Genomic DNA, 24,705 nt, shown 5'->3' with positions numbered 1-24,705 from the left:
ACCGGCACCTGCACCGGCACCACCGTCACCGTCGACACCACCGGCAAGGCCACCACCACCGTCAACCCCGGCGACGCCATCGCCCTGCGCACCGGGGTCGGCGCACCCACCCCCAGCCCGACCAGCACCCCGTCCGGCAGCGCGACCCCCAGTCCGACCGCGACCGCCACGACGACCAGCGGCACGACCGTCTTCTACAGCACCAACAAGAACTGGGCCGCCTACAACCTGCACTACGCCCCGACCGGCGGCAGTTGGACCACCGTGCCCGGCGTCGCGATGACCGCGGCCTGCACCGGCTGGGTGAAGAAGACCGTCGACCTGGGTACCGCCACGGGCCTGGCCGCGACCTTCAACAACGGCTCCGGCACCTGGGACAACAACAACAGCGCCAACTACGCGCTGGGCACCGGCAACATCACCGTCAAGGACGGCGTCGTCGGCAGCGGCGACCCCTGCGGGACCGCCACGGCGACACCCACCCTCCCGGTCGTCAGCGGCGCCAACTTCGCCGTCAACGCCACCACCGTCGTCGGCCAGAACATCTACGTCGTCGGCAACAACGACACCCTGGGCAACTGGAACCCGAGCAACGCGCTGCTGCTCTCCTCCGCCGCGTACCCGGTCTGGAAGCTGAACGTCCTGCTCGCCGCCGGCACTTCCATCGAGTACAAGTACATCCGGAAGGACGCCGCCGGCAACACCACCTGGGAGTCCGGCGCCAACCGTACCGCCACCATCCCGGCCTCCGGCCAGATCGCGCTGAACGACACCTGGCGCAACTGACCACTGTCAGCCCGGCTTGACCCCGTAACGGGGCACCCGGCCTCCGGCTCGGTACGACTCCTCCTCCTGTTGTCCGCGTGATTCGGAGGGGTGTCACCGGGCCGGAGGCACGGTCGATGGCATGCGCAGCGGGCCACTGTTCTCCTTCGGGAAGGTGTCCAGCAGGTACCGGGAGGCCGCCTCGTCCGCTCCCTGAGAGGTCGTCTCCGAGCCCGCCACCGACATCCGCGTCCAGCCGTCCGGGCGGAGTTCCGACTGCTCGCCGGTGCCGGACTCCGCCGGTTGTTGTGGCTGTGCCCGTGTGCCCGGAGTCTGGTCGAGTTCGGGTCGCACCGGCGACCGGTCCTGGTTGCCGAGGCCCTGATGTGCGGGGTGGGGGCCGGGCAGGCTAGTTTGCTCGGGTGAGTCTTCTTGATGATGTGGCTGAGCGCGATGGCTGGCGCTGCTGGGTGTGCGACGAGGCGGTCGACCCGGACGAGTCGGTGAACGACCCCCGGGGGCCGAGTGTCGACAGTCGGACGGCCGATCGGAAGGCGAAGGTCGTCGAGCGGCTCGCGCATCGCGGGTGCAATTCCCGCAAGGGTGCCGTCAAGGTGGTCATCGCCTGGCCGGAGCGCCTGTACGTGGTCGAACCCGCGCCGCTGATCACCGTTGCCGGCCGGCTGGAGCGCAAGGGGGGCCGCGAGATGGTGGGCCGCTGCCCGACCAGGCAGGACGCCCGGGCGGCGGCGGACTGGCTGGTGGACCGGTTCTCCCGGCTGGTGCCGGGGCTGCCGGTGACCGCCGACATCGAGGCGGGCGGGGGCCAGTTCCTCGTCATCCTGGCCACCGGTCGCCGCTGAGCGGGATCACCGGCCTTCGCTCGCGGGCCGGCGGTCGTGCGGCCGGCCTGCGGCGGATCTGTGGGTTTCGGGCCGTCGTCTCGGCCTGCGCCGTCCCGGCTGCCGTCGTCCTGCCGGTCGGCATCAGCAGTGACCCTTCGGTACGCGGGCCCGCCTCGGCTTCCACCAGGGTCCAGTCGATCATGCAGTGATCAGCATCGCCGTCGTGGTGAGGGAGATCCGCCCGTGAAGCCGGTGCTCACGACCCCGAGGGTCTGTGATCCGTCGCTGCCGGCCGTATTCGCGCAGATGACGATCCTCCTGCAGGTCGTCGGGGAACTCGTCCTCGGTCTCACCAGCGGATTCTGTCCTCGGTCACCCACACGTACGGCAGTGGTCGCTCCGTGGGGGTGTGGTTCATACCCGTCGTGATGTGGTGGGCTCCACGCAGAGCCATGCTGGACATCTGGCGGGCGGGCGGCGCCGCCGGCACACCCTGGCTGATCAACGCCTGGTGGGCTGGATGGCTCGCCAAGTCGATCGGTATCCCGCTCTACATGGCGATCGACCTGGACGGAAACGCGAACAACCCCTACGTCACCGCGGTCCACGTCGTGGCGGGGGTCCTCGCGATCCTCGTGATTCAGCAGGTGACGACCATGCAGGCCGCGAAGATCGACACGTCACGGTTCGGAGCGGTCCTGCACCGGTGATCCTGAGCGCCGACCCTCGGAGGACGTTCTGAGCCGCGCCTTCCGGTTCGGCTACCGGCCCGGGATAGGGGGCCGGGGAGTCCGGGTCCGGTTCGGGTGGCGTGGCCGGAGGCGGTGGACCGGGGGTATCCGGTCGTCCTCGAAAGCCCGTTGTGTGCCGCGCACCCGATCCGCGATGATCTGCTGACGGGACGAGGGGGCGAGGAGCATGGCCGGAATCGATGGAGCCGGTGTACTGATCGGCCCGTTGTTCGTGGTGTTCGCCTTCGGCACGAGCCTGCCGAACATCGATGCCCGGCTCGACTTCTCCGGTGCCCAGCGTGTTCGGGCGACCGTCGTGACCGCCGATTGTCAGCATTCGGCCCGCGGTACCCGGGCTCGCAGCATCATCCTCGCCGCACCGGAGGAGCTCGTCCTTGACGACCTCTCGTCCGCCCCCGACGACCTCGACGTCGGCAGCACCGTCACCGTCCTGACCAGTTCCGATCATCCGGGGCATGCCGTCCTGCCCGGTCAGCTTCGCTGGGCCGTCCTCGCCTTCCCCTCCTTCATGGCGGTTTTCGGTGTCCTCATGACCTTCCTCGGCGTCGATGCGATCCGGCGTCTGCCCAGGTCGCCGAGCGGGGTCGACCCCGAGCGCTGGGACTGACCGGCTCACCACCGGAATCCGGGTCGTCGGCTGCCGCCTGCGGTGGCGGTCGGAGTCAGCCGGTGTCCCGGCGACCTTGGTGCCGTCGCCGACCCGCGCCGCCGGCCCCCGTCGCCCAGTAGTACAGTCCGGTCAAACGATCACTGGGGGAACGGATGACAGCGAGGCGTCGCAAGCGGATCGCCTGGGGGCTCAGGGGCGTGGCACTCGTCGCGTCACTGGCCTACCTGCTGGGCTTTCAGGCGTCGCACTCGGGTGGGCTGGTGGCGGTCGAGGACTGGCTCGACCACCCGGTGCTCCTGCTCGGGAGTGCAGTGGTGTTGACCGTGATCTCGGGGGTGATGGATTTCGAGTTCCGCACCTGGTGGTCGCAGGTGGGCGGCGCGGCCGCTCTGGTGGCCCTGGTCTTCTTCGGGTTGCCGTTCCTCTTCGGGGCATTGCTGTCCGGCGGGGACGCGCCGGTGATCGATCAGAAGGCCGGTCCGGAGCACACCGACCGGGTGCTGACCGTGACGAACACCGCGTTCTCGATCGACCCGATCTACCACCTGGAACTGGTGACCGGCGGTGGCTGGTCCGCCCGCCACTGGGACCTGGGCACCTGGGGGGACGGGCACCGCGACTTCCTGAGCGCAGAGTGGTCGGGGCCCGACCGGATCACGGTGACGGGGGAGGACGAGGTCACGGTCTTCGACCTGGGCTCGGGAGGCCGGCCGAGCGAACCACAGGTCAGGCCCCGGTAGTCCGTTCGGTCCCGGCCCGACCGGTCCGCAATCCGGAGCGGGTTCCGCGCCGCCGGCGCCGGTTCCGCCGTGAGGCGGTGCCCGTCGAATGCCGGCGGCACGGTTGATCAGCTGGTCAGGGGGTGTGGTCGGGTTGGTGGACGGTGAGCTTGCCGTAGGTCGACAGGACGCCGGCCAGGTCTCCGGGTGTGTGACGCAGGGTGGTGTCGAGGAAGGCGAGGGTGGTTGCGGCGACGACGCGCGGGCTCTCGGTGCGGCCCAGGGAGCCGACGATCGAGGGCACCGGCGGCAGGTAGAGGGGGCCGTCCACGAAGGTGAGGTGCGCGGCGCCGGGGATGGTGAGCCGGTAGCCGGTCGCGGTGTCGAGCGCGAGGGCCTCGGTGAGGCGGGGTAGGTAGCGGGGGTCGGTTGCGGGGGTGACGTCCTGGGTGAGGACGAGGGTCGGCTGCTGCAGGGCGGGGGTGAGGGGGCCGTGGGGGTAGCCGTCGAGGTCGATGACGGCGTCGAACCGGCGGTCCTGCCGGGCCGCCTGGAGGGCGGCGGCGCCGCCCATGGAGTGACCGGTGACCGCGACCTGGTCGGTGTCCAGGCGTCCGGTGAGCGGGCCGGCGATCTCTCCTCGGTCCAGGTGGTTCAGCTGGGTGAGGACGAAGCCGAGGTCGGCGGCCCGAATGGCCGTCCAGTCGGCTGCCAGTTCCTCGTCCTTGTCCCGGTCGCCGCTGGAGGCGGTCGCGGTGTTGATCGTTCGGCCGTCGGTGAGGACGACGGCGGCGCTGTCGTAGGGGTGGTCGAGGGCGGCGACCACGTAGCCGTGACTGGCCAGCTCCTCCGCCCAGGCGGTGTTCTGGGTGCGCGTCGCGCCCGATCCGGGGGAGAACAGCACGAGCGGGAACCGTTCGCCCCCGGCGGCCACCGGCGCGTCGAAGACCGCATGGCTGTGGGCACGGGCGACGCCGTCGATCAGGAAGCCGGGCAGGCCGACGGAGTGGGCGAGGGCGTCGGAGACGGTGCGCGCCTCGTGCTCCGTGCGTCCGAGGTACTGGGCCCGCTGCGTGCCTGCGGGGCTCTGCTGCGCGGGGTACCAGAGCTGGACCACGACCGTGCGCCGGTCGAGCGGATCGGCGGTGAAGGTCTCGGGACGGCCCGGGTCGGTCCACTGCTCCACGCGGGTGCCTACCGCGAAGGTGCCGGACGGTTCGGGGAACACGGGGACGGGAAAGGCCCAGGCAGCCGTCGGGCCGGTGGCGATCAGGCCGACACAGGCCACCGATCCCGGCAACGCCAGCCACCAACGGGCCCGCCACGCCGGCCGTCCGGCACGGCGTCGCAGCAGGGGGGAGAGGGCGAACGGCAACGCGACGCCGGCGCCTGCCAGTACCGGCAGCATCTGCCAGCGGATCCCCACCGCACTCAGCACGATCGCGGACGGTACGAGAACCGCCCCCGCCGCGATCGTGACGCGTGGGCGGGCAGCGGGGGGAAGCCAGCGCGCCACCACCAGCGCGACGGCACCCAGTACGGCCAGAAGTTCCAGAGGGGACATGGACAGTCCCGCGATGATCTCGGTCACCCGGCCATCGTCGGTTCGGGGCATGCGCTGCCACATCGACCCCGGGTCGCCGTCGCATACGACCGCGGGCGCAAACCGAGGCCCGCCCCCGTGCGACCGCGGTCGCAATCGAGCGCGTCAGATGTGCGCGCGTTTTGCGACCGCGGGAGGTGGCGGGACTCCTCCTGCGGTCGTACCCCGGCGCGGTGCTCTCCGACGGTGGACTGATGTGCTGCGCGGGCCCGCGGCCTACCGTGACAGGGCCGCGGTACACGCCGGGCAGTCGCGGGCTTCGTCTCCCGCACCCGATCCGGGCCCGGACCGGTGGCGGCTCCGGCCCGGGGCCACCATGACGCTGAATCGACAGGGACGTGTGATGACCGAGGCGGCCGCAGAACCCGGCAACGCCCACCCGCTGCACCACGGGGACCGGGGCTGGGACCGGGCGCGGCGGACGAGGACAGCCGTACGGCCGGCCGGGTACGCCGACCTGATCCCCGGACGAGCGGCGCGACCCGTGACGGCCGCCCGCCGCCGGGGCCAGCGGCTGCCGCCCGTGGTGGGGGAGTCGCTGCTGCCGGCGCTGCTCCTGCTCAACATCGTCACCACGCGCACGCCGCAGGAGCTACCGGTGGCCGTGACCCTCACCGCCGCCCTCGCACTGCCCCTGGTGTGGCGGCGCCGGGCCCCGCTCACGGTGTTCGGCGTCGTGGTCACCGCGGCCTTCGTCCAGTGGCTGACGGACGTCCAACTGCCGGCGGACGTCGCCCTGCTGGTGGCCCTCTACACGGTGGCCGCGAACTGCGACCGGCGCGGCACGCTCGCCGCCGGCGCCGTCGTGCAGGCAGGGGCCCTGCTGGCCTGCCTGCGCTGGACGGCGGACGGCGCATTCCTCACCCCCTTCGTCGCGCTCACCGCGATGATCGTCGCCGCCGCCGTCCTCGGCGTGAACGTGCGGACCACACGCGCCTACCTCGCGGCCCTTCAGGACCGGGCCGCCCACCTGGAGCGACACCAGGACCAGCAGGCGCGACTGGCCGTCGCCGAGGAGCGGACACGCATCACCCGGGAGATGCACGACATCGTCACCCACAACCTGTCCGTCATGGTCGCCCTCACCGACGCCGCCCTCTACGCCCAGCACCGCTCGCCCGACAAGGCCACCGCGGCGATGGTCCAGATCTCCGAGACGGGCCGGCAGGCCCTGACCGACATGCGCCGCTCCCTGGGCGTCCTGCGCACCGACGAACCGGACGCGCAGCGCCACCCGCTGCCCGGCATCGCCCAACTGGACACCCTCGCCGACCAGATGGGCGCCGCCGGCCTGCCGACCCTGCTCGAAGTCCACGGCGACCACACCCACGTCCCCGCCACCGCGCAACTCACCGTCTACCGCCTGGTGCAGGAAGCCCTGACCAACACCCTCAAGCACACCCCCGCCGGCACCCACGCCGAGGTCCGGATACGGTGCTCGACCGACGCCCTCACCGTGGACGTCACCGACAGCGGCCGCTGCCCACCCCCTCCCGCCGCCGCACCACCCGGCCACGGCATCGCCGGCATGCGCGAGCGCGCGGCCGCCTACGGGGGGACGGTGCAGGCCGGACCGCTTCCCGGCGGCGGCTGGGCGGTCCGCACCCGCCTCTTCCTCGGCAGCAGCCCGGCGGCCACCGCATGACGATCCGCATCCTGATCGCCGACGACGAAGCGCTGCTCCGGATGGCCTTCAGCACGGTCCTGGAGGCCCAGCCCGACATGGCACCGGTCGGCGAGGCCGCGGACGGCGCCCAGGCCGTACACCTCGCCCGGGAGCTGCGCCCCGACGTCGTCCTCATGGACGTCCGGATGCCCGGGACCGACGGGATCGAGGCGACCCGGCAGGTCGTCCGGGTCTCCCCGCAGAGCCGGGTGCTGATCCTCACCACCTTCGACCTGGACGAGTACGCCTTCGCCGGGCTGGGTGCCGGAGCCTCGGGCTTCCTGCTGAAGAACACCAGGCCCGAGGAGCTGCTCACCGCGATCCGCAGCGTGTCCGCGGGCGACGCGGTGCTCTCCCCGCGGATCACCCGTCGCCTGCTGGAGAACCTCCGCCCGCGCATCCCCGACGCCGGCAGTGCCGAGCGCGAGGAGCGGCTGAGCCGGCTCAGCGTCCGTGAGCGCGAGGTGCTCGTCCAGGTGGGCTGCGGCCTCTCCAACAGCGAGATCGCGGCCACCCTGTACCTCGCGGAGGCGACCGTGAAGTCCCACCTGGGGCGGATCCTGCAGAAGCTCGAACTCCGCGACCGGATCCAGGCCGTGATCTTCGCCTACGACAGCCGTCTCATCCACCCGGTATGACGCCGCGGCCCCCGGCCCGTCTCCCCGCCCGGCATGCCGCCTCCTACGCGACGTCAGGCCGCGTCATGAGCGGCGACCGCACATGCAGCTCCAACCTGGGACCGGTCAGGGGCAGCGTGCTCCATGTCGCCGTGGCTCTCCCCGCGTCGGCGTCGACGACCAGCCGAACCCGGTGCGGGGTGGTGATGACGTAGACGTCGGCGACGAACGTGCTGCCCTGCCAGGCTCCGGCCGCGACGACGGGTCGACCGAGCGGGGAGCCTTCCCGCCATGAGCCGTGGCCGACCTCGACGTCGAAGAGCGACTCGAACCGTACGACCCATCCGCCCTCGGTGGGATCGAGGAGGACCGTCGTGCCGTCGGGCAGGGCCGAACCCTCGGCGGACGCGTCCAGCCTCGCCTGTGCCGACCGCTCCGGGTCGGCCGAACCCGGTACCGGCGGCAACGACAGCCGCCGCAGTCGGTCGGCGAGGATCTCGTCGTCCTGGGCGCTTCCCGCCCGGCCCACGGCGGGGAGCAGGAACTCCCACATGGCGTCGAGCACCTCCTGGGCCTCCCCCTGGGCGGTCACGGCGACCACGAGGTCGTGCGAGGGGACCACCACGCACTGCTGTCCGTAGGAACCGTGCCCGTGGTATCCGTGACGCGACCTCCAGAACTGGTAGCCGTACCCGCAGGAGAAGTCGGCGTCGTCCGATCCGTCGTCCTTGAACGGTCGGCAGTCGATCTGCCGCCCGGTCGCGAGCTCCACCCAGGCGCGCGGGACGAGTTGCCGGTCACCCCAGCGGCCTCCGCGGAGCAGCAGCTCACCGAAGGCGGCGACGGCCTCCGTCGTGAGGTGCAGGCCGTGGAATCCGAAGGCGGCACCGCTCTTCACCCGGTCCCATTCGGAGTGGTCGACGCCCATCGGCTTGAAGACGCGTTCGTCGAGGAACTCCGGGAGACCGCGACCCGTGACCCGTTCCACCATCCGGGCCAGGAGGAAGGTGGTCGAGTTGTCGTAGTGGTGCCGGGTCCCCTCGGCCGCGGCGAACGGCAGGCGCAGGAAGCCCTTCACCAAGTCGTCGGGTTCCAGCTCCCAGGCCTCGGCGAGGCTGTCCGTGGGGTGCCCGGCCGTCATCGACAGCAGGTGGTGAACGGTGATGCGGCCGCCCTGCTCCGAGACGTCGGCCGGTACGTGGTCCGGCAGCACGTCCACCACCCGAGCGTCCAACGAGAGCAGCCCCTCGGCGATCGCGAGCCCCACGGCGATCGACGTGAACGACTTGGTCAACGAGTAGAGCAGGTGCGGACGGTCAGCGGAGTACGGCGCCCACCAGCCCTCGGCGACGACGCGACCCCGGTGCACGACCATGAGGGAGTGGCACTCGACGGATCGTGCTTCGAGACGGTCCAGCAGGGCGGTGATCGCCCGGGACGAGATCCCCGAGGCGGCCGGTGCCGAACGCGGCAGCAGGGCGCGCTGAGCAGACATTCTGACTTTCTATCAGATCAACGACTCCTTGCCCGGCGCCCGTTGAGCCGTCACCCCCACCTCGAACAGCAGATCGCCGACCGCAACACGCGGCTCACCGAACGAAACGAAGATCTGGAAGCTGCCCGCGCCACCGACCGGGAGCTTTGACCCGGCTCAGCGGCAGCAGCCGTCACGGCGATACCGTCCGGGTGCGAGGACGAGCTGTTCGATCCCGGCTGGTCGTCAGGCCGTCCCGCCGGTGGAGTCGGCTGAGCCGACCTCAGATCACGGCGCCTTGAACCCGGACCGGGCGGAGGTGCCCGGCCGCAGACTGTGAGGCTCGCTGGTTCGGCCGCCTCCTCGGTAGCTCCCGGTGAGGTCCTGCGCCTCAAGGATCTCCATGGCCGGTCCGCCGGGCCGTACTACGGTGACTGAACCGCGCCACCCACGGAGGAGACACCGCCATGGTCCACCCCGCCATCACCCGCCTCTCGGCCCTGCTCGGGGAGCCGGGCGCCCCGGGCGACACCGTCGACTGGGACGAGCTGGCGCTGACCACGGGCCTGCGCCTGCCGGCCGACTACCGCGACTTCGTCACGCTCTACGGCGGCGGCGAGCTGGACGAGTACCTCGGCGTCAGCACGCCGCCGGTGGCCGGCTCCCCGTGCGGCGATCTCGTCGACGGGCTGGGCTTCGACCCCAGGGAGGAGCCGGTGGCCCCTACTGGCACCTCCCCGGAGGACCTGGAGGAGGGGCGGCTTCTCCCCTTCGCGGGGAGCGCCAACGGCGACGTGGTCTTCTGGCTCTGCGACTCCCGGGACCCGGACGAGTGGGACGTCGTCGTCTTCAAGCGCCAGGCCCTCTACGGGGAGGAGCGCTGGATCCGCTTCGAGGCGGGGTTCGGCGACTTCCTCCTCGGCACCCTCGGTGGCACGCTGCCGAACCCGTTCAGCGACAGCGGCTTCACCAGGCCCCCGCACGCCTACCGCAACTGGCGGCAGCCGCTGTGACTCGGACGGATGTTCGGGCAGGGTGGCCGACGGCATGACCGGCTCCCGGGTCGACACGACTGGGGCGTCCATTGCGGGGCGCGCTACCTGTGGTTCTCCGGGAGGATCTGGCAGGCGCAGGGCGAGGTGCCACTGCCGCCGGGGCTGCCGGGAGTCCACGGCCCGAACTCCGCTCCGTCGGTGGTGCCCGGGTACGTGACGGTGATCGGGGCGGACACGGCCCGGTTCGAGGCGCCGGGCTACCAACCGGAACCGGCCGCCTTGCGGGCCGTGGCCGACGGGCCGGTATGCGCGTGAGCCCGGGGCGGGGTGCCCGGCGGGCACCGTCCGGTAGCGTCAACAGGGGTGTAGTAGCCGTCACTGGTGGGCCGGCCGGTCTGAGGGCTGCGGCGTGCCGATTGGTTCTGTCATTGACCTCGCTCTCCGTCATTCGTTGGCAGGGTCAGGCTGTATGCGGCGTCGAGCCTGGCGAGGAGCGTCCGGAGTTGGCGCGCGCCCCGGGGTGACATCGCACGCATCACCGTGTCGAGGAGGACGCGGGCCTCCAGGGGATTGCCGCAGCAGGTGCAGTGCACGTTGCCCCACTCGTCGTCATGCCGCTGCTGCCGCTCGGAGAGGTGGACGTGGTCTCTCCACAGGCGCACCGCAGCAGCGACGTCCCCTGGTTGGAGGTCGTTCCGGGCGCGTTCGAGGTGAGCGATCTCGGAAAGCGTCCGCGAGGAGACACCGTCGACGGCGGGCCTTGAGGCCGGTGTCCGGGGGAGGGGGAGAGCGGCTCGGACACGCGCCGGCCGTCTACGCGGCATGGACCTTTCGGTGGTACGTCATGCGGCTCATGCTGCCACGATCTCGAACCCTTCTCGAACGAGTTCACTGATCAGGGAGTTCACCAGCGGGGGACGCGGCCTTCGCCGTGCTGGCGGCGACCACCGGCTGCCGCCTGCTGAACTCGGCCATCCTCGCTCGCTCGGCCCGGTCGAGGTCCATCCACAGCCCGCCGCCGCTGCGCCCTCAGCGCCTGCCATTCCACCTTGGTGTGCCGTTCGTCCTGCGGGAGGCGTCTCGCGGTGACGAGGTGTGCGGGCGTGGCCCGGCCGTCCCGGGCGTTCTGGACGACGAGGGTGCCTGTCGTAGCGGCCGGTCTTGAGACTGAGTCCTTGGGTTGGCCGGTGAGGGCCTCGGTTGGCCCGCGTCGGCGTGCTGGCGGGCGCCTGCCGTCATCTCCCCTGTCCAGGCGTCGGTTGTTGGGCGAACGAGGCGCGGTAGGCGCGCGGGCTGGTCGCCAGGCGGGAGGTGAAGTGCTGGCGCATGGTGACTTCGCTGGCGAAGCCGGACCGGCGGGCGATCTCGGGCATGGGCAGGTCGGTGCGTTCGAGGAGCTTCTGGGCTGTTGCGATGCGGTGGTCCACCAGCCAGCGCAGTGGGGTGGTTCCGGTGGCCGCCGTGAAGTGCCGTGCGAAGGAGCGCGGCGACATGCCGGCGCGGGCGGCGAGGGAGGCCACGGTGAGCGGTTCGTCGATGTGTGCCAGGGCGAAGGCGCGCACCTCGGCCAGCGTGTCGGCGTCGCGGTTGTCCCGTGGGGTCGGACGCTCGATGAACTGGGCCTGGGTGCCGGTCCGGAAGGGTGCGGTGACCATGGAGCGGGCCACGGTCGCTGCTGCCTCCGCGCCGTGCGCCGTGCGCACCAGATGCAGGCACAGGTCGATGCCGGCGGCGGTGCCGGCGGCCGTCCAGAGATTGCCGTCCTCGACGAACAGGGCGTTCGGCTCGACCTGCACCCGTGGGTGTCGGGTCTTGAGCAGATCGGTCAGTGCCCAGTGGGTCAGTGCCCGGCGGCCGTCCAGCAGTCCCGCCTGGGCGAGTGTGAACGCGCCGCCGCACAGTGCGGCGATGGTGGTGCCCCGGGCGTGGGCGCGGCGTAGCGCTGCGAGGACGGGTTCGGGTGCCGGGGTGTCGTGGTCGTCCAGGCCCGGCACGATGATCAGCTCGGCGCGGGGGAGCCAGGCGAGGGTGCGGTCCGGTGCGAGGGTCAGCCCGCCGCGCATCGGTACCGGTTCGGGGCCCGCGGCCACCCGGCGCAGCTCAAACGCGGGGACCCCCTGGTCAACCCGGTCCGTGCCCCACACCTCGGTGATCACCGAGACGTCGAAGGCCCGGATGCCGGGGAAGGCGAGCAGGGCGATGCGGTGTGCGGGTGCGGGCCGGGTCATGTTGGCAGTAAACCATCGATCGCTGTCTTTTAGCCTCCTGTGAGAGAGCCCGTCCGGGCGGCAGGATCGTCGACATGGAGATCACACAGAACTCGGCGCTGGTAGTGGTGGACGTGCAGAAGGGCTTCGACGAGTCGGAGTTCTGGGGCCCGCGCAACAACCCGGCCGCTGACGAGAACATCGCCTCGCTGATCACGGCCTGGCAGGACACGGACCGGCCGGTCGTCTTCGTGCGGCACGACTCGACCACGCCCGGCTCGCCGCTGCGGACGGGGTACGAGGGAAACGACTTCAAGGAGTACGTCGAGGAGCGGCGCGGCAAGGGCGGCGGACCGGAGCTGCTCGTCACCAAGTCCGTGAACTCGGCGTTCTACGGCACCCCCGACCTCGACGGCTGGTTGAAGGCGGCGGGCATCACCCAGGTCGTACTGGCCGGCATCCAGACGAACATGTGCGTGGAGACCACCGCCCGCATGGGCGGCAACCTCGGCTACGACGTGCTGGTCGCCCTCGACGCCACCCACACCTTCGACCTGACCGGCCCGAACAACTGGCATCTGACGGCCGACGAGCTGGCCCGTGCGAGTGCCGTCTCGCTGCATGGAGGGGGATTCGCCCGTGTGGTGACGACCGGCGAGCTGCTCGCCGCCGTCCGCCCCTGACGCTTTGGACAGGCCGGGGGTGCGGGCCACGTCCGGCGCGAGCGCGGCCTTCGACGGCTGCGTGTCCCGGTCCACCAGCCGGCTGCTGCGCGACCTGGCTGTCGGCCGCCCGGCCGGCGGGTGCGGGGGTCGTGGTCCGCGCGTGCGGGTGCGGGTGACCGGCCTGACCGCGAGCCTGCCGATCACCACCTCCTGAACACCCATACCCGCATCCGGGTCACCGCCCGAACGCCCGTACCTTCGTGCCAGCCCGGACCGGTCGGGGTGAGCCGGGAGCAACTGGAGACTGCGCCGGCGTGTCGGGGAATCATGGAAAACCCAGTCGGGCAAGGGGCTGAAGTGGTCTCGGCTAGCGTGGACGCATGGTGCATCTCAAGCAACCGCAGTTGTCCGGGCTGGGTCGCAACGCGGCTGCTCCGGCGCACGTCCTGGTGCGCTTGGCCGCGCACACGGCGGGCCGGCACGGGCTGGGGATGCGCAGGGGCCGGCTGCCGGACGCGGTGGTCGAGGCCCTGCTGACGCATGACGGCAGGGATTCGGCGGTGCTCCTGCACGGGAACCGGATCTCCCCGGCGATGCGCCGCCGGATCGCGGACCATCCCGACCCGGCGATCGGCGACGCCCACGCGGACTTCGTCCGGACGACGGTGGCGTGCGGGTTGTCGATCCGAAGGTCGCCGACGCCGCGGCGGCCAACCCCGCGCTGCCACTGCCCCGGATGAACCGCGTGCTCACCGAGGCCGGTCTCTGACAGCCGCCGGCTTCAACACCTGTGGCCGGTTGGTGAGGTGATAGGTCTCGGGAATCGGGTTGTCAGTCCAGCGGACGCACATGCCGCAGGTCTGGTGCTCGGGCCACACGGGCTCCAGGAGGCTTTGCCGATCGACTTGGTCTTCGGCAGCGCCCGGGCCGCTCGTCGTGCCGATCAGAGTCCGATGCCTTGGCGCGTCGAGGATGCGCCTGGAGGCGGGCGGGTGGCAGGTGATCTGGGGTCAGGACGCCCAGAGGACAGCAGCGGTCGAGTCGACGTTCCAGTCGTGAGGCAGGTCGGCGTCGCAGAAGACGCACACGTAGTGTTCCTCCCTGACGATGTTGTGCTCCTGGCATTCGGGGCAGCGTCGGAACACGACCTCGTGCGTGAAACCGGCTGGCTTCCGCAGGCCGGCCCGGTCCAGTGCCTGAGCCACGGCCGGCCAGGACGAGGTATCCGGGCAGTAGCCGGTGGACTGGTTGCTGACCCCGTCCACTGCCCACCGACCGGACGCGTGCTGGAAGCTCATCTCGCCGGCGCTCAGCACCGGCTGCCCGCCCGCGCAGGCCACGTGCTCGCTTCGGCGGGGAGCCAGCAGCAGCACTCCGTCGGTGTCGATGACGAAGGTGAAGGGATCAGCCAGCTCCTCTGCGGCCCGCTCCGCCACCCATGTCGCGAAGTCCGCCGCGGTGCGGACGCGGAAGCCCCCGTACCCGGGTTGGACGGCAGCCCTCGGATCAGCCGGTCCGACATACCGATAACGATGCGACACGCTCATGCCGGTCAACCTAGGGCACCATCGCAGCGCCCGGCATCGGTTTCCAGGGCAGTCGGATCTCGGGGCGAGCATCCTGGCACCCAGCCGGTCACCGGGTGCTGGTCTTCCGGACGTGGAGCTACACCTCGGCACCCTTGTAGGTGACGCGGACGTGGATGCCGCCTCGACGTTGATGGTGACGATCCGGCCGCTGCAGGTGCGTCCGACGACCCGAAGGCGGTGGCGTCACGCCCACGTACGCATGCCCACTCGGAGATCCTTATGGGCGGCCCGGTTGTCAGCGTCTCGTGCTATGCCTGGCCACCATGGACGAAGAGACGAAGCTGCCGACGACGACCACGGACAGTGTCGCCGAGGCGCACTTCCTGCGTGGCTGTCAGATCCTGGAGGAAGGCGGGCCTGACGATTGGGACGTGGCCCGCGCCCGGTTCGAGGAAGCCGCACGACAGTCGGACCCGTCCATGCTCTGGCGCATCGCCGATGTGTGCCGGTGGGTACCGAACCAGGCTGCCTACTGGATGAGCCGAGCCGTCCTCACCGAGAGTCGGCCCGGCGGCATCACGACGGACCGCAACCTGCTGCGCATCGTCGAGGGCCACAACGGCGCCGCGGTCACCCAGGACTTTTCGGTCGCTGTCGAATCGGACCATCACGACCTGGCCGTTGCCGCGCTCACCGCGGCTGCTGAGAACCGACTGTGGGCGATTCTGGAAGACGGCCGCGAACTGCCGCCGGAGGAGGCTGAGGAGATCATCGACGACACCGACCTCTACAGCCCCAACTACGTGGGCATCGATCCTGCGGTGCCGAGGGTCTGGCTGGACTGCAAGGGCGGGATCTTTCCGCACATGGCCCGCACGGTGCTGCTCATCGTCGCGGACGAACTGCGCAAGGCCGGGATCCAAGAGGCACACCTGTTCACTCCGGAGCGGTGAACAGCTCCCGAAGTGCGTGAGGGTGTCCGCTGGGGCGATCCGTTGAGCGGGGCCGGACGGTGCGGCCCGGCGCGCGATGGCCAACGGGCGGGGGAGTGCGGCGTGTTCAAGCGAAGGCGGTCCGGCGATTGGAGGGACTCGACGGTGAGGGCGTGCCTCGCCATCGCGGCCGGGTTCATGGCCTTCACCCCCGACTCCCTGTTCCGCCATGTCGTCACCGGGGCCGTGTTCGCGGTCAGCCTCCTGGACTTGGTCCTGGTGATCACGGGGTGGATTCTGCTGCGCCGGGCGGCGCGGTCCGGGCGGCTGAAGGGCCGCCACAGTGTGACGGGCCGAAGCCTCGACCTGTGAGGGCCGATCCCGGTTCTCCCAATGCCGGGCGGCGCCCGGCCGCGGCGGATCGGACGAGGCTTGCACACGGCAACCCAGACGCACGGGCTGCGGACGACGGAGTGGGAGACTGCAGCACGTGGACAGCCTGATCACGCTGGACGATCGCGGCCGCATGGTCCCCACCGACCGCGCGGCCCTGACGCAGTTCGTCGCCGGCCTGCTCGATGGTTCCCTCGACCGGCCTGCGGACCTGCGGCACGCGGGCGTGGGGCTGCTGGTGCTGGGGCGTCACGAGGAAGCGGTGCGCCTGCTGGAACGTGCGCTGCTGTCCGTGGAGGGCAGAGCGGTGGTGGCCGTCCACATCAACTTGGGCGACGCCCACCGCTACCGAGGTGCATTCGAGCAGGCCGAGCCCCACTACCTGGAAGCTCTTCGGCTGGCCCGCGAGGCTCACCCGGGGATGGTGCACTTCTGCCTCCAGCACCTCGGCAAGCAACGACTCGATCAAGGGCAGATCCCGGCCGCGCGTTCCCTGCTGCGCCTGGCACTGCGTCAGCGCCAGGCCCTCGGTGATGTCGACCTGATCGCCGCAACCCGGAACGCCCTGCGCCTGGTCGAGGAAAGCGTCGCCGAAGGGCGTTCGCCGACCTCACCTTGATCCGGGCGCCCGTTTGATCCGGACGCCGGTGTGCGGCGGCACCAGCTGCTGCCGGCCGAGGCGCGGGCCGCATTGGCGCTTCCGAGCTCGGCCGTCCCGTGACCTGCCCTGCGGTCCGTCACCGTCGCCGCCCAAATTCGGCCAAGGCCTGGTCATCCGATGATCTGCCTGGGGCGCCGGGTGCCTCCCTGTGTCTGCGTGCAGGGCGGGCGAGTTGGCCTGTTCATGCATCGGCACTCCGTGTGTTGGGGCATGATCACAGCGTGAGCATGTGGTGGATGGTGCGCAGGGACGATCTGCTGGCGGAGCTGGCGGGCACGCTGGTGTTCTTCGGTGCTCACCCGATGGAGGACCCCGGCATTGGCGAACTCGCCCACACCGCGGCCACCTTGGCGGGGGAGTACCGTGCCGGCGAGCTGGGGGAGGACATCCGCCGCGCCGGCCGCCTGCTGCAGGAGGCCGCCGTCGAACTCCACGCCGCAGACCGTTTCCGCGGCACGCTCCTGCCCGTCGTCAATCGCCACCTGCACCACGCCACCACCGCTTTGACCCGTGCCCGGACCTGCCTTCAGTCGGTACCCAGACCGACCAGTGAGCAATACTCCCCACGCCGGGACGAGTCGGCACAAGCCTCGCCCCTCGCCCCCTGCCCGGGCCCGCCGAAGCCCTGACGGCTGCCTGTCTGCACGCCCTGCTGAACACCGGAATGCGACGCCGCCCCCCGAACTGCAGCGGGTCGAGGACGCCGTCACTGACGGCGTCGGCACCTATACGTTCTTCGCGGGCCTGGTCCTGCGCTACGCCCTGCTGGCAGGCGGTGCAGGGAGCGCCGACCAGCTGTGGCGCTCCCAGCGATGCCATGCCGGACCAGAACCGGGCAGTCGGCGCCTTGGCACCTTCAGGCCCGCGCGACCTCCGGCTCCGCCACGGGCCTGTGAAAAGCGGTCGTCAGGGCTGGGAAGGAGCGCTTGCGCGCAGTGCTGAGCCGCAGGCATCCCGTGCCGGCGGCTCGTACCGTCAGTACGCCGATACGGACGCCCGACGCCTCAACGGCCAGGTGAGGTGCTCAGTCCCACGACCGAGAGCTTCGGTTGGCAAGTGAGCGCCTGTCGTCCACTTGAGCGGCTGTTGTCGAGGGCGCGGATGCGCTCGGTGGCGTAGGCATCGTCAAGGAATGACTTCGTCCGAGGCGGGGGTGGGGGCACGTTTGCACCGGCGCACCCGTTTCTGTTTCGGATGATCAAGGTGGGGAGAGTTCGATGGCGGTTCAGGTACTGGCGGCGGCGGGGCGGGTGGCGTCGCTGTGGTGGGACGGCGAGGAGCTCGTCGACCTGGTCGGGGGCGGGCGACGATGGGGGACGGACGGGAAGGTGCGGGAGAGCTCGCTGCGGTGGGGGTATCCGTTCGACCAGGGGGTGGTGTCGCCGTCCGGGCGGTTCGCCGTGCTGTACGCGGAGCGGGGTACCAAGGGTCTGGTGCTGGACATCGAAGGGCCGAAGGTACTTCGGGAGATCAACCGCAGCTACTACCGCGCCGAGGACTACGACTACCCGGTGGCTATCGGTCGACTGCCGGACGGACGGGAGATCCTGGCGCACTGCCCCGAGGAATACAACCGCTTGCAGGTCGAGGACCTGGTGACCGGGGAGCGACTGACCGAGGGCGAGCGCGGATCCGTCGACGTCTTCCACTCGCGGCTCGCGGTGAGCCCCGACGGTCGGCACCTGCTGACGGCGGGCTGGGTGTGGGCCCCGATCGGGGTGGCGCACGTGCACGACCTGGCGGCGGCGTTCGCCGATCCGGCCACGCTGGACGCGGACAGCCTGTTCGAGCCGTACGCCGGTGTCGATGCCGAGGTGGGGGCGGCCTGCTGGTTGGACGAGGACCGGCTGGCGGTGGCCACCACCGACGAATCGTTGGGATGGGAGGAGGAGCCGGTGCTCGGCACGATGCGACTCGGCGTGTGGTCCGTCGGGCAGCGTCGCTGGCTGCACCGAAGCCCGGTCGACCACCGCACCGGTACGCTGCTGGCCCGTGGCTCCCAGGTGATCTCGTTGAACGGTCACCCCCGCCTGCTGGACACCACGACGGGCCGCGTGATCGCCGCTTGGCCCGAGGTGGCGATTCCCGAGAAGGCCTACTGCTACGGCGTCGAGCACCTTCCGACCCCGGCTGCCGCCGTCAGCCCCGACGGCACCCGGCTCGCCGTCGCGCAGGAAGGCGGCGTCGCCATCATCGACCTGCCGGAGCATCAGCAACCCTGAGGCCGAAGCGCCCTCGCCCCGCCCGGCTGGCCTCGTCGACCAGGTCGGCGTCACGAGCAATGCCACCGCCGACTCACCCGCCGCCGGTCCGTTGGACCCCGCTCGGGTGCCATTGGCCCGCAGGCGCGGCGACTACGGCCGTGACGACCCTGGAGCGGCCACCGCACCGTCGGTGGTCTGTGGGCGGATTCAGGTCGGGTCGGGGGCCCGTAGGCCGCAAGGCCTCTGGTTGCCCGTCCACCCGAACGGCGTGTCAGACGATGGCGAGTCGGCCCACCAGCAGCTCCACCCGTTCCTCGGCTTCCGCCGGCGGCAGTCGCCCCGCCCGGGTCAGGGTGGCCAGCCCGTGTAGGGCCGCCCAGAACGTCTCGGTGAACAGCCCCGGGTGGACGCCGTCCCCGGCGACCTCGCCGAGGCTTTCCAGTAGGGCGGCGAAGGCGTCCTTCAGCGGCGCGGGGGTGTCCTCGACCGCGAAGGCCAGGCCGCCGTCCAGCTGGAACATGGCGTCGTACACTGCCGGGTTGCCTCTGGCGAAGTCGAGGTAGGCACGGGCGAGGGCGGTGGTCCGGGCGCGAGGGCCGTCCGCGGCGGAGGTCGCGGTGCGTACCGCCGCGGCCATCTCGGCGGCACCCTGGAGGGCGACGGCGCCGATGATCTCGCGCTTGCCGCGGAAGTGACTGTAGAGGACGGGCTGGCTGTACTCGATTCGTTCGGCGAGCTGGCGGGTGGTGACCGCGTCCCAGCCCTGCTGCTCGGCGAGTTCGCGGGCCGTCGCCACGATGAGGCGCTCGCGGGCCGCCCGTTCGCGTTCCTTGCGTTCTTGTACCGACATGACCCGATCCTAGCACCGCTAGACAATCCAGCGGCAGCAGTACTAGCGTTACCTCATCATCTAGCAGCGCTAGATCACAGGAGGGGTCGTCATGCTCAATGCACTTGGGGTGTCCACCGTCGTGATCGTCGGCCTGATGGTGGGGGTGGAGTTCTCGGTCGCCTTCATCATCAACCGGATCCTCGGCGCACTGCCCGAGGACAGTGGCCAGCTCGGCCGTGCCCACGGGGGCCGGATGCTCGGCGCCCTGATGCCGGTCTGGTACATCACCTCGCTCGTCCTGAGCGCCGTCTGGGCCGTCGCCGGATGGCACCGCCCCGGCGCCGGCCTCGTCGTCATCGCCGCCGGGCTGCTGATCCTCAGCGTGATCATGTCGCTCCTGCTGCTCGTCCCGATCAACAACCGGAGCAAGACGTGGACCCCCGAGAACCGGCCTGCGGACTGGAAGGAGCAGAGCAACCGCTGGGACCGCTACCACTACGCCCGCGTCGCCGTCATCATCGCCGCCTTCGCCCTGCTGGCCACCGCCCTCGCCTGAGCCCGCGGGCCGAGACCGCGCAGGTGGCGCGCACTCCTCCAGTCCGCGGGCGGCAGTCGACAGTTCGCACAGAGGCGACGGTCCACGCTCGGCCCGCGGAGCTCTCCAGGAGGCCGGTGGCGGTGCGGAGGACTGGATCGTCCATACCCTCTGCACCCGGTACGCCGATCATGGCCGGGCCCACGACGCCCTGGCCTACCTCGACGGCCTGAAAGCCCGCCGCGAAGCGGGAAGCGGGAAGCGCCGAGCGATGCGTCGACTCCCCGACCCGCGGCGCCCTGGTGCCCGGCCGATCGTCCCCCGGCCGGTACCTCACTACCGGCACCTCACTATCAGGGCGCTGTTCTGCCCTCGCCCACCACCTCCCGTCACCGGGTCCCCATCGCCGGGCCGCGCCGGGCAGGACGACGATCCGGGTGCCGTTCGGCGCGGTGCGCTCCAGCAGACGCAACTCGTCTCGGCTGCGGACGACCGGCTGGCCGCTTCCTGGAGCGTCCGGTGCGGGGCGGGCCGTGCGGGCGCCGGATCAGCTGACGGTGGCCGGTTGGGTGTCTGCGAGCTGCGCCAATTCGCCTGCGGATTCGGGGGTGAGACGGTAGAAGCCCTGGAGGGAGATGGAGTGCTCCAGGCGCCCGTCGGCGACGTGCTTGAGGTTGCGGGTCTTGCCGCGGCGGTTGCGCCACGTGAGGTGGGCGAGGAGGTCGCCGGGGACGGGTGCGTCGAAGCGTACGGGTGTCGCCTCGACGTGGACGGCCTGGGCGCCGCAGCCGCCGGCGCCGAGCATCGACCAGTCGTCGTGGCCGGGGAACGAGGGCTGGTCCCAGGACGTGGGGGCCTGTCCGCAGCACTCGGCGCGATCCCGGTCGACGATCCGCATGCGGCTCACAACGTGGACGACGCCCCGGTTGACGTGCACCGCGTACACCTCGTCACCCGGCTCCGCGCCGGACCATGCGGGCAGGGAGGTGTGTACGCCGCTGAAGGCGACCGGCGGCCGCTGGCCGGTGCGCCCGGCGAGGCGCAGGGCACGGCAGACGTCGTGGGTCCACAGGACGGTGAAGGAATCAGGCACGCCGTGATCGTAGAAGGCGGCACTGACACCGGCCGGGCGTGGGTGGTGTGATTGGTCGAGGTAGTGGTCACCCGGTCGCGACGTCTGTCACCGCACCCTTGCGGCGCCCCTCTTGGAACCTGGCCAGGGGAGTTGGACACGGCATCGGGGACGGTGGGCGGGGGCGGCGCGCCGATAGAGTCGGCCCGTGACCGAGCGCATTGCCCAGCCGTCCCTGCCGACCGGAGATCAACTCCGCGCTCTGCGTGACTTCGTCCATGGCCGGAGTTACTCCGCCGGCTCGGTTGCCGTTCGGCTTCCCGGTGAGGCGCCTCTCGCTGCGGACTCGGCTGTGGCCGATGCGGCCCGGGTCGCGGGAGCCCTGTACGACGTCACCGATGTCCTCTGCGAGCGGCTGTTCGCGGAACTCGACGCTGGTCAGCCCGGCACCGGTGCCGAGGTCGCGTGGGAGGCGCTTCTCGCGATCACGGGCGTTTGGCGAGACGCGCCCGAGGTGCCTGCCGAGCTACGAGAGCTGCTGGCCGACGCCGCCCGGCAGCGGCCCTGAGCAAGTAGGAGCCGGTCGAGTGGCGTGTGGTCGCCCGCTTCGACGGCGAGCAGGGCCTGGACGAACGTTCGGAGTTCGATGGTTCCGTGGGGGAACTCGAACGACCGGTGGACGTTATCGGGTGTGAATCCGGAGGGATGACAGCAGCCGGCGAGCAGGCAGTGCGCCTCCGCCGCGAGCGCGAGCCGATTGAACCCCTCGTGCTTCGCCGGTGTCGTCTGCGCAGCGCAGCCCAGGTGGTCCAGCGTGATCCGGTGGTGCCCGGAACTCTCCTCGACGGTCAGGCGGCCGCTGCCCGGAGTGATGAACCGCCCCCGCGTGACCTGCCCGTACGGGTGGACCAGCGGCAGATCCACGTCCCGGGTGTGCTGCGGCGGCAGCCCGTCGAACCTCCCGGCGAGCGCCGTCGTTCTCGCGCTCCAGAGGTATGGGAACGGCAACCTCCGTCGTGATCGGGTTGACCCCGAGGCGAGGCGGTACTGGAGGCCGGTCGCGCCCGTTCGGTGCTGTGCTGGGAGGGCTGTGCGAGCTGCCTGGGTGTCAGTTCTGTGGGGCGGGGCTTCCGGTTGTTCATGCGGGGCCGGGGGGTGGTGGCAGTCGATCATGGTTGGTGGGGGGCCTGGGCGGTGGCGTCCGTTCGGGGTGTGATCTCGTGACTCGCCCATGGCAAACCGGTCTCAGGTGTCTCGAAGGGGACACTGGTCGGTGCTGCCGCTGACCCGGGGGGCGGAGGTGCCGAGGTAGGGAGAGGTGGCGAAGTGGCGGAGGTCGTGGCTGACGCGCAGGACGGCGAAGGGGCCGTGGAGCTCGGGGGGTATCGGCAGGAGCTGAAGCGGACGCTCGGCTCGTTTCAGGTGTTCGCGATCTCGTTCGCGTTCATCTCGGTGGCGGTCGGGATCTTCGCGACCTTCGACGAGGTGCTGGTGTCCTCGGGGCCGGTCGGGATCTGGCTCTGGGTGATCGCGGCGGTGGGGCAGACCCTGGTGGCGCTGGTGGTCGCGCAGTTCGCGGCCCGGATCCCGCTCAGCGGCTCCTCGTACCAGTGGGCCTCGCGGCTGGCGAGTCCCAGGGTCGGTTGGTGGTTCGGCTGGCTGACGTTCTGTTATCTGGCGATCGGTGTGGTGGCGATCGACAACGCGCTGGCGAGTCAGGCGTTCATGCCGCTCGCCGGCATCGACGAGAACGAGGAGACCGCGCGTCTGATCACGCTGGTGGTGCTGCTCATCCAGGCTGTGCTCGCGATCGCCTCGACGCGTCTCGTCAGCCTGATCAACTCGGTCGCGGTGGGACTTGAACTGGCGCTCGTCGTGGTGGTGGCGATCGCGCTCGTCGTCGCGGTGGTGGTCGGGGGTGACGGGACGGTCGGCAACCTCACCTCGCGCGGCGTCGCCGAGAACGCCCCCGACTACTTCGGTGTCGGCGGCGGGTTGATGCTTGCCATGATCATGGGTCTCGCCACACTGGTCGGCTTCGACTCGGCGGCGAACCTGGCGGAGGAGGCCAAGGATCCCTATCGCAGCGTCCCCCGCGCGATCGTGGGATCGGTCATGGCGGCCGGACTTCTGGGCATGCTGTTCCTGATCACACTCACCGTCGCGATCGAGGACATCCCCAGGATCAGCGCCGACGGCTCGCCGGTCGCGGCGATCATGCGGGAGCGTCTCGGTTCGGTGGCGGAGAGGTCGCTGCTGGTCGCGATCACCGTTGCCTTCTTCGGCGCCGGGATCGTGGTGATGGTCGCGTGCTCGCGGCTCGTCTTCGCGATGTCGCGCGACTCGCGGTTCCCCGCGTACCGCTTGATGCGGCGCGTCCACCCGCGCACCCGGACGCCGATCCCGGCGACCGTCCTGATCTTCGTGCTGGGGGTCGTCCTGATGGTCGCACTGCCGGGCGCCGCACTGCTGAAGCTGGTCACGGCATCGACGATCCTCCCGGCGGTCACCTACGGCTCGACGGTCGTCCTCTACCTGGCCGTCCGTGGAGGGCTGAGCCGCAAGGAGGGCTCGTTCGACCTCGGACGCCTTGAGCTGCCGGTCGCGATCTGCGCACTGGTCTGGACGCTCGTCGCACTGTTCGTGCTGGTGACGCCGGCGGAGGCACTCACCCCGGTCGTGATCGTGATCGGCCTGCTCCTCGTCGGCGGGCTGTTCTTCCTCGGCATGCTGACTTTCGACCGTGAGGCGCTGGACGCCGAGCCCGGAGACGAGAGCGCCTTCAAGCACTGACGGGACGCCGACGCGCAGCCGGCGGACCGCCGCCGGCTGCAGGATCATTCGTCCGGCGGCCCCTCCAGCCGGCGATCGATCTCAGCGTGCCGTCCCGTCAGTAGCTCGTCCTGGACCGCACGGACTCTCTCCGATGCTCGCGCCTCCAGGGCTGCGAGTGAGATCGCCTGGTACTGCGGTGTCGGCGTATGGTCGCCGGACCGGTGGCTGCGCTCCGATCGAGCCGGCGCGGCATCATGTCACCGCAGGGACCTCAGCCAGGGAGTACAGGTGATCGAGTTCATCGTCCATGACGACCCTGTCGGGCGCGCTGAGAGCAACTACCTCGCCCACGTTGACCTGGCCCCCTTCGGACTGGACGGGCAGAAGGAGCAGTTGTGGCTGAAGCCGCTGAACGACGGGACCTTCTCGATCGCCTGCATCCCGTTCTGCACCTACGGGCTGGCCCTCGGCGATCGGGTCGCCCTGTCGGACGATGACGAGGTCGCCGAGGTGGTCGCGCTCTCCTGGCACCGTGTTCTGCGACTGCTCCTCGTCCCAGGCCCGGCCCCGACAGAACTGGCCCAGGCGGTCGATCGCATCAAGCGTGAGATCAGGACAGCGGGACTGCTGAGCGAATGGAGCGGTGATCGTCACGTCGCTGTCGACATCCCGCCCCACACGGATGCCTCCCGGCTGTTCGAGATCATGGAACACGAGGTGACGGAAGACCGAGCGTTCTGGGAATGGGCTGACACCATGCCGTTCTCCGCACGACGCTGAGCCGACCCGCCGGCCCGCCGGCCCGCCTTCTCCCGGACCGAACCCGCCTCCGCCATGCCCCGATACACCCCGAG

The 24,705-nt window shown here is 70.8% G+C and carries 26 protein-coding genes and 3 pseudogenes; 22 read left to right on the top strand and 7 right to left on the bottom strand.

Annotated features, from left to right (window positions below; genetic code table 11):
* Positions 1-204: 204 nt before the first annotated feature.
* The 6 genes and pseudogenes from ACFTWP_RS35200 to ACFTWP_RS35175 form a co-directional block, all read left to right on the top strand.
* A pseudogene (locus ACFTWP_RS35200) lies at positions 205-463 on the top strand (carbohydrate binding domain-containing protein); the annotation flags it as partial.
* A 53-nt stretch (positions 464-516) separates the two neighbouring features.
* Positions 517-786, top strand: a pseudogene (locus tag ACFTWP_RS35195) (carbohydrate-binding module family 20 domain-containing protein); the annotation flags it as partial.
* 401 nt (positions 787-1,187) lie between these two features.
* A complete protein-coding gene (locus ACFTWP_RS35190) occupies positions 1,188-1,628 on the top strand; it encodes a hypothetical protein (RefSeq protein WP_380269108.1) in 441 nt (146 codons plus the stop codon).
* A 278-nt stretch (positions 1,629-1,906) separates the two neighbouring features.
* On the top strand, positions 1,907-2,320 hold the full coding sequence (locus ACFTWP_RS35185) for a DUF4328 domain-containing protein (protein ID WP_380269111.1): 414 nt from the start codon (positions 1,907-1,909) through the stop codon (positions 2,318-2,320).
* 247 nt (positions 2,321-2,567) lie between these two features.
* Positions 2,568-2,969 carry a hypothetical protein gene (locus ACFTWP_RS35180; protein ID WP_380269107.1) on the top strand — a complete coding sequence of 134 codons (402 nt, stop codon included), beginning with the start codon at positions 2,568-2,570 and terminating at the stop codon, positions 2,967-2,969.
* A gap of 155 nt (positions 2,970-3,124) precedes the next feature.
* Positions 3,125-3,712, top strand: coding sequence for a hypothetical protein (locus ACFTWP_RS35175; protein ID WP_380269106.1), 588 nt, complete (start codon positions 3,125-3,127; stop codon positions 3,710-3,712).
* A gap of 115 nt (positions 3,713-3,827) precedes the next feature.
* Here ACFTWP_RS35175 and ACFTWP_RS35170 read toward each other — a convergent pair whose 3' ends face one another.
* Positions 3,828-5,318: an alpha/beta hydrolase family protein gene (locus ACFTWP_RS35170; protein ID WP_380269105.1), complete on the bottom strand. Its 1,491-nt coding sequence runs from the start codon at positions 5,316-5,318 to the stop codon at positions 3,828-3,830.
* Positions 5,319-5,637: 319 nt separating this feature from the next.
* On the opposite strand from ACFTWP_RS35170, the gene ACFTWP_RS35165 reads away from it, so the two are divergent.
* Positions 5,638-6,939 (top strand): sensor histidine kinase, encoded by a 1,302-nt coding sequence (locus ACFTWP_RS35165; protein ID WP_380269104.1) that lies wholly within the window; start codon positions 5,638-5,640, stop codon positions 6,937-6,939.
* Positions 6,936-7,598, top strand: coding sequence for a response regulator (locus tag ACFTWP_RS35160; protein ID WP_380269102.1), 663 nt, complete (start codon positions 6,936-6,938; stop codon positions 7,596-7,598). Before ACFTWP_RS35165 ends, ACFTWP_RS35160 begins: the two co-directional genes overlap by 4 nt.
* Positions 7,599-7,641: 43 nt before the next feature.
* Here the strand turns inward: ACFTWP_RS35160 and ACFTWP_RS35155 are convergent, their stop codons facing one another.
* Positions 7,642-9,072 carry a serine hydrolase domain-containing protein gene (locus tag ACFTWP_RS35155; RefSeq protein WP_380269101.1) on the bottom strand — a complete coding sequence of 477 codons (1,431 nt, stop codon included), beginning with the start codon at positions 9,070-9,072 and terminating at the stop codon, positions 7,642-7,644.
* 446 nt (positions 9,073-9,518) lie between these two features.
* On the opposite strand from ACFTWP_RS35155, the gene ACFTWP_RS35150 reads away from it, so the two are divergent.
* Both ACFTWP_RS35150 and ACFTWP_RS35145 read left to right on the top strand, forming a co-directional pair.
* A complete protein-coding gene (locus ACFTWP_RS35150; RefSeq protein WP_380269100.1) occupies positions 9,519-10,064 on the top strand; it encodes an SMI1/KNR4 family protein in 546 nt (181 codons plus the stop codon).
* 569 nt (positions 10,065-10,633) lie between these two features.
* Positions 10,634-10,810 (top strand): hypothetical protein, encoded by a 177-nt coding sequence (locus ACFTWP_RS35145; protein WP_380269099.1) that lies wholly within the window; start codon positions 10,634-10,636, stop codon positions 10,808-10,810.
* A 471-nt stretch (positions 10,811-11,281) separates the two neighbouring features.
* Here ACFTWP_RS35145 and ACFTWP_RS35140 read toward each other — a convergent pair whose 3' ends face one another.
* On the bottom strand, positions 11,282-12,274 hold the full coding sequence (locus ACFTWP_RS35140; protein WP_380269098.1) for a GlxA family transcriptional regulator: 993 nt from the start codon (positions 12,272-12,274) through the stop codon (positions 11,282-11,284).
* A 74-nt stretch (positions 12,275-12,348) separates the two neighbouring features.
* Between ACFTWP_RS35140 and ACFTWP_RS35135 the strand changes: the two genes are divergently transcribed.
* From ACFTWP_RS35135 to ACFTWP_RS35125, 3 genes are all read left to right on the top strand, one after another.
* A complete protein-coding gene (locus ACFTWP_RS35135) occupies positions 12,349-12,936 on the top strand; it encodes a cysteine hydrolase family protein (protein WP_380269097.1) in 588 nt (195 codons plus the stop codon).
* 19 nt (positions 12,937-12,955) lie between these two features.
* On the top strand, positions 12,956-13,132 hold the full coding sequence (locus tag ACFTWP_RS35130; protein ID WP_380269096.1) for a hypothetical protein: 177 nt from the start codon (positions 12,956-12,958) through the stop codon (positions 13,130-13,132).
* 166 nt (positions 13,133-13,298) lie between these two features.
* Positions 13,299-13,658, top strand: coding sequence for a hypothetical protein (locus tag ACFTWP_RS35125; RefSeq protein WP_380269095.1), 360 nt, complete (start codon positions 13,299-13,301; stop codon positions 13,656-13,658).
* Between the two features lie 270 nt (positions 13,659-13,928).
* Here the strand turns inward: ACFTWP_RS35125 and ACFTWP_RS35120 are convergent, their stop codons facing one another.
* Entirely contained in the window at positions 13,929-14,465 is a 537-nt protein-coding gene (locus ACFTWP_RS35120; RefSeq protein WP_380269094.1) for a hypothetical protein, read from the bottom strand.
* Positions 14,466-14,770: 305 nt separating this feature from the next.
* Here ACFTWP_RS35120 and ACFTWP_RS35115 point away from each other — a divergent pair, with 305 nt between their 5' ends.
* The 5 genes from ACFTWP_RS35115 (at position 14,771) to ACFTWP_RS35095 (ending at position 18,655) form a co-directional block, all read left to right on the top strand.
* On the top strand, positions 14,771-15,400 hold the full coding sequence (locus tag ACFTWP_RS35115) for a hypothetical protein (protein ID WP_380269092.1): 630 nt from the start codon (positions 14,771-14,773) through the stop codon (positions 15,398-15,400).
* 144 nt (positions 15,401-15,544) lie between these two features.
* Positions 15,545-15,751: a hypothetical protein gene (locus tag ACFTWP_RS35110; RefSeq protein WP_380269090.1), complete on the top strand. Its 207-nt coding sequence runs from the start codon at positions 15,545-15,547 to the stop codon at positions 15,749-15,751.
* Positions 15,752-15,869: 118 nt separating this feature from the next.
* Positions 15,870-16,391, top strand: a complete 522-nt coding sequence (locus ACFTWP_RS35105) for a tetratricopeptide repeat protein (RefSeq protein ID WP_380269089.1) — start codon at positions 15,870-15,872, stop codon at positions 16,389-16,391.
* A 263-nt stretch (positions 16,392-16,654) separates the two neighbouring features.
* Positions 16,655-17,062 carry a hypothetical protein gene (locus ACFTWP_RS35100; RefSeq protein WP_380269088.1) on the top strand — a complete coding sequence of 136 codons (408 nt, stop codon included), beginning with the start codon at positions 16,655-16,657 and terminating at the stop codon, positions 17,060-17,062.
* A 588-nt stretch (positions 17,063-17,650) separates the two neighbouring features.
* The gene (locus ACFTWP_RS35095) at positions 17,651-18,655 is read left to right on the top strand and encodes a hypothetical protein (RefSeq protein ID WP_380269087.1); all 1,005 of its coding nucleotides are present in this window, start codon (positions 17,651-17,653) and stop codon (positions 18,653-18,655) included.
* Positions 18,656-18,908: 253 nt separating this feature from the next.
* On the opposite strand, the gene ACFTWP_RS35090 is transcribed toward ACFTWP_RS35095, so the two are convergent.
* Positions 18,909-19,487, bottom strand: coding sequence for a TetR/AcrR family transcriptional regulator (locus tag ACFTWP_RS35090; RefSeq protein WP_380269086.1), 579 nt, complete (start codon positions 19,485-19,487; stop codon positions 18,909-18,911).
* Between the two features lie 91 nt (positions 19,488-19,578).
* Here ACFTWP_RS35090 and ACFTWP_RS35085 point away from each other — a divergent pair, with 91 nt between their 5' ends.
* The gene (locus ACFTWP_RS35085) at positions 19,579-20,025 is read left to right on the top strand and encodes an anthrone oxygenase family protein (RefSeq protein WP_380269083.1); all 447 of its coding nucleotides are present in this window, start codon (positions 19,579-19,581) and stop codon (positions 20,023-20,025) included.
* Between the two features lie 526 nt (positions 20,026-20,551).
* Here the strand turns inward: ACFTWP_RS35085 and ACFTWP_RS35080 are convergent.
* Positions 20,552-21,097, bottom strand: coding sequence for a hypothetical protein (locus ACFTWP_RS35080; RefSeq protein WP_380269082.1), 546 nt, complete (start codon positions 21,095-21,097; stop codon positions 20,552-20,554).
* Between the two features lie 187 nt (positions 21,098-21,284).
* Here ACFTWP_RS35080 and ACFTWP_RS35075 point away from each other — a divergent pair, with 187 nt between their 5' ends.
* On the top strand, positions 21,285-21,644 hold the full coding sequence (locus ACFTWP_RS35075; protein WP_380269112.1) for a hypothetical protein: 360 nt from the start codon (positions 21,285-21,287) through the stop codon (positions 21,642-21,644).
* Between the two features lie 14 nt (positions 21,645-21,658).
* Here ACFTWP_RS35075 and ACFTWP_RS35070 read toward each other — a convergent pair.
* Positions 21,659-22,249, bottom strand: a pseudogene (locus ACFTWP_RS35070) (DUF6420 family protein); the annotation flags it as partial.
* 165 nt (positions 22,250-22,414) lie between these two features.
* Here ACFTWP_RS35070 and ACFTWP_RS35065 point away from each other — a divergent pair.
* Positions 22,415-23,869, top strand: a complete 1,455-nt coding sequence (locus tag ACFTWP_RS35065) for an APC family permease (protein ID WP_380269081.1) — start codon at positions 22,415-22,417, stop codon at positions 23,867-23,869.
* A 270-nt stretch (positions 23,870-24,139) separates the two neighbouring features.
* The gene (locus ACFTWP_RS35060; protein ID WP_380269080.1) at positions 24,140-24,631 is read left to right on the top strand and encodes a DUF4265 domain-containing protein; all 492 of its coding nucleotides are present in this window, start codon (positions 24,140-24,142) and stop codon (positions 24,629-24,631) included.
* The last annotated feature ends 74 nt before the right edge of the window (positions 24,632-24,705 follow it).

Origin of the sequence: Kitasatospora sp. NPDC057015, assembly GCF_042673745.1 — a bacterium.
Lineage (GTDB): Bacteria > Actinomycetota > Actinomycetes > Streptomycetales > Streptomycetaceae > Kitasatospora.
Note: the sequence above shows the minus strand (reverse complement) of the source record. Positions and strands in the feature narration are given on the sequence as shown.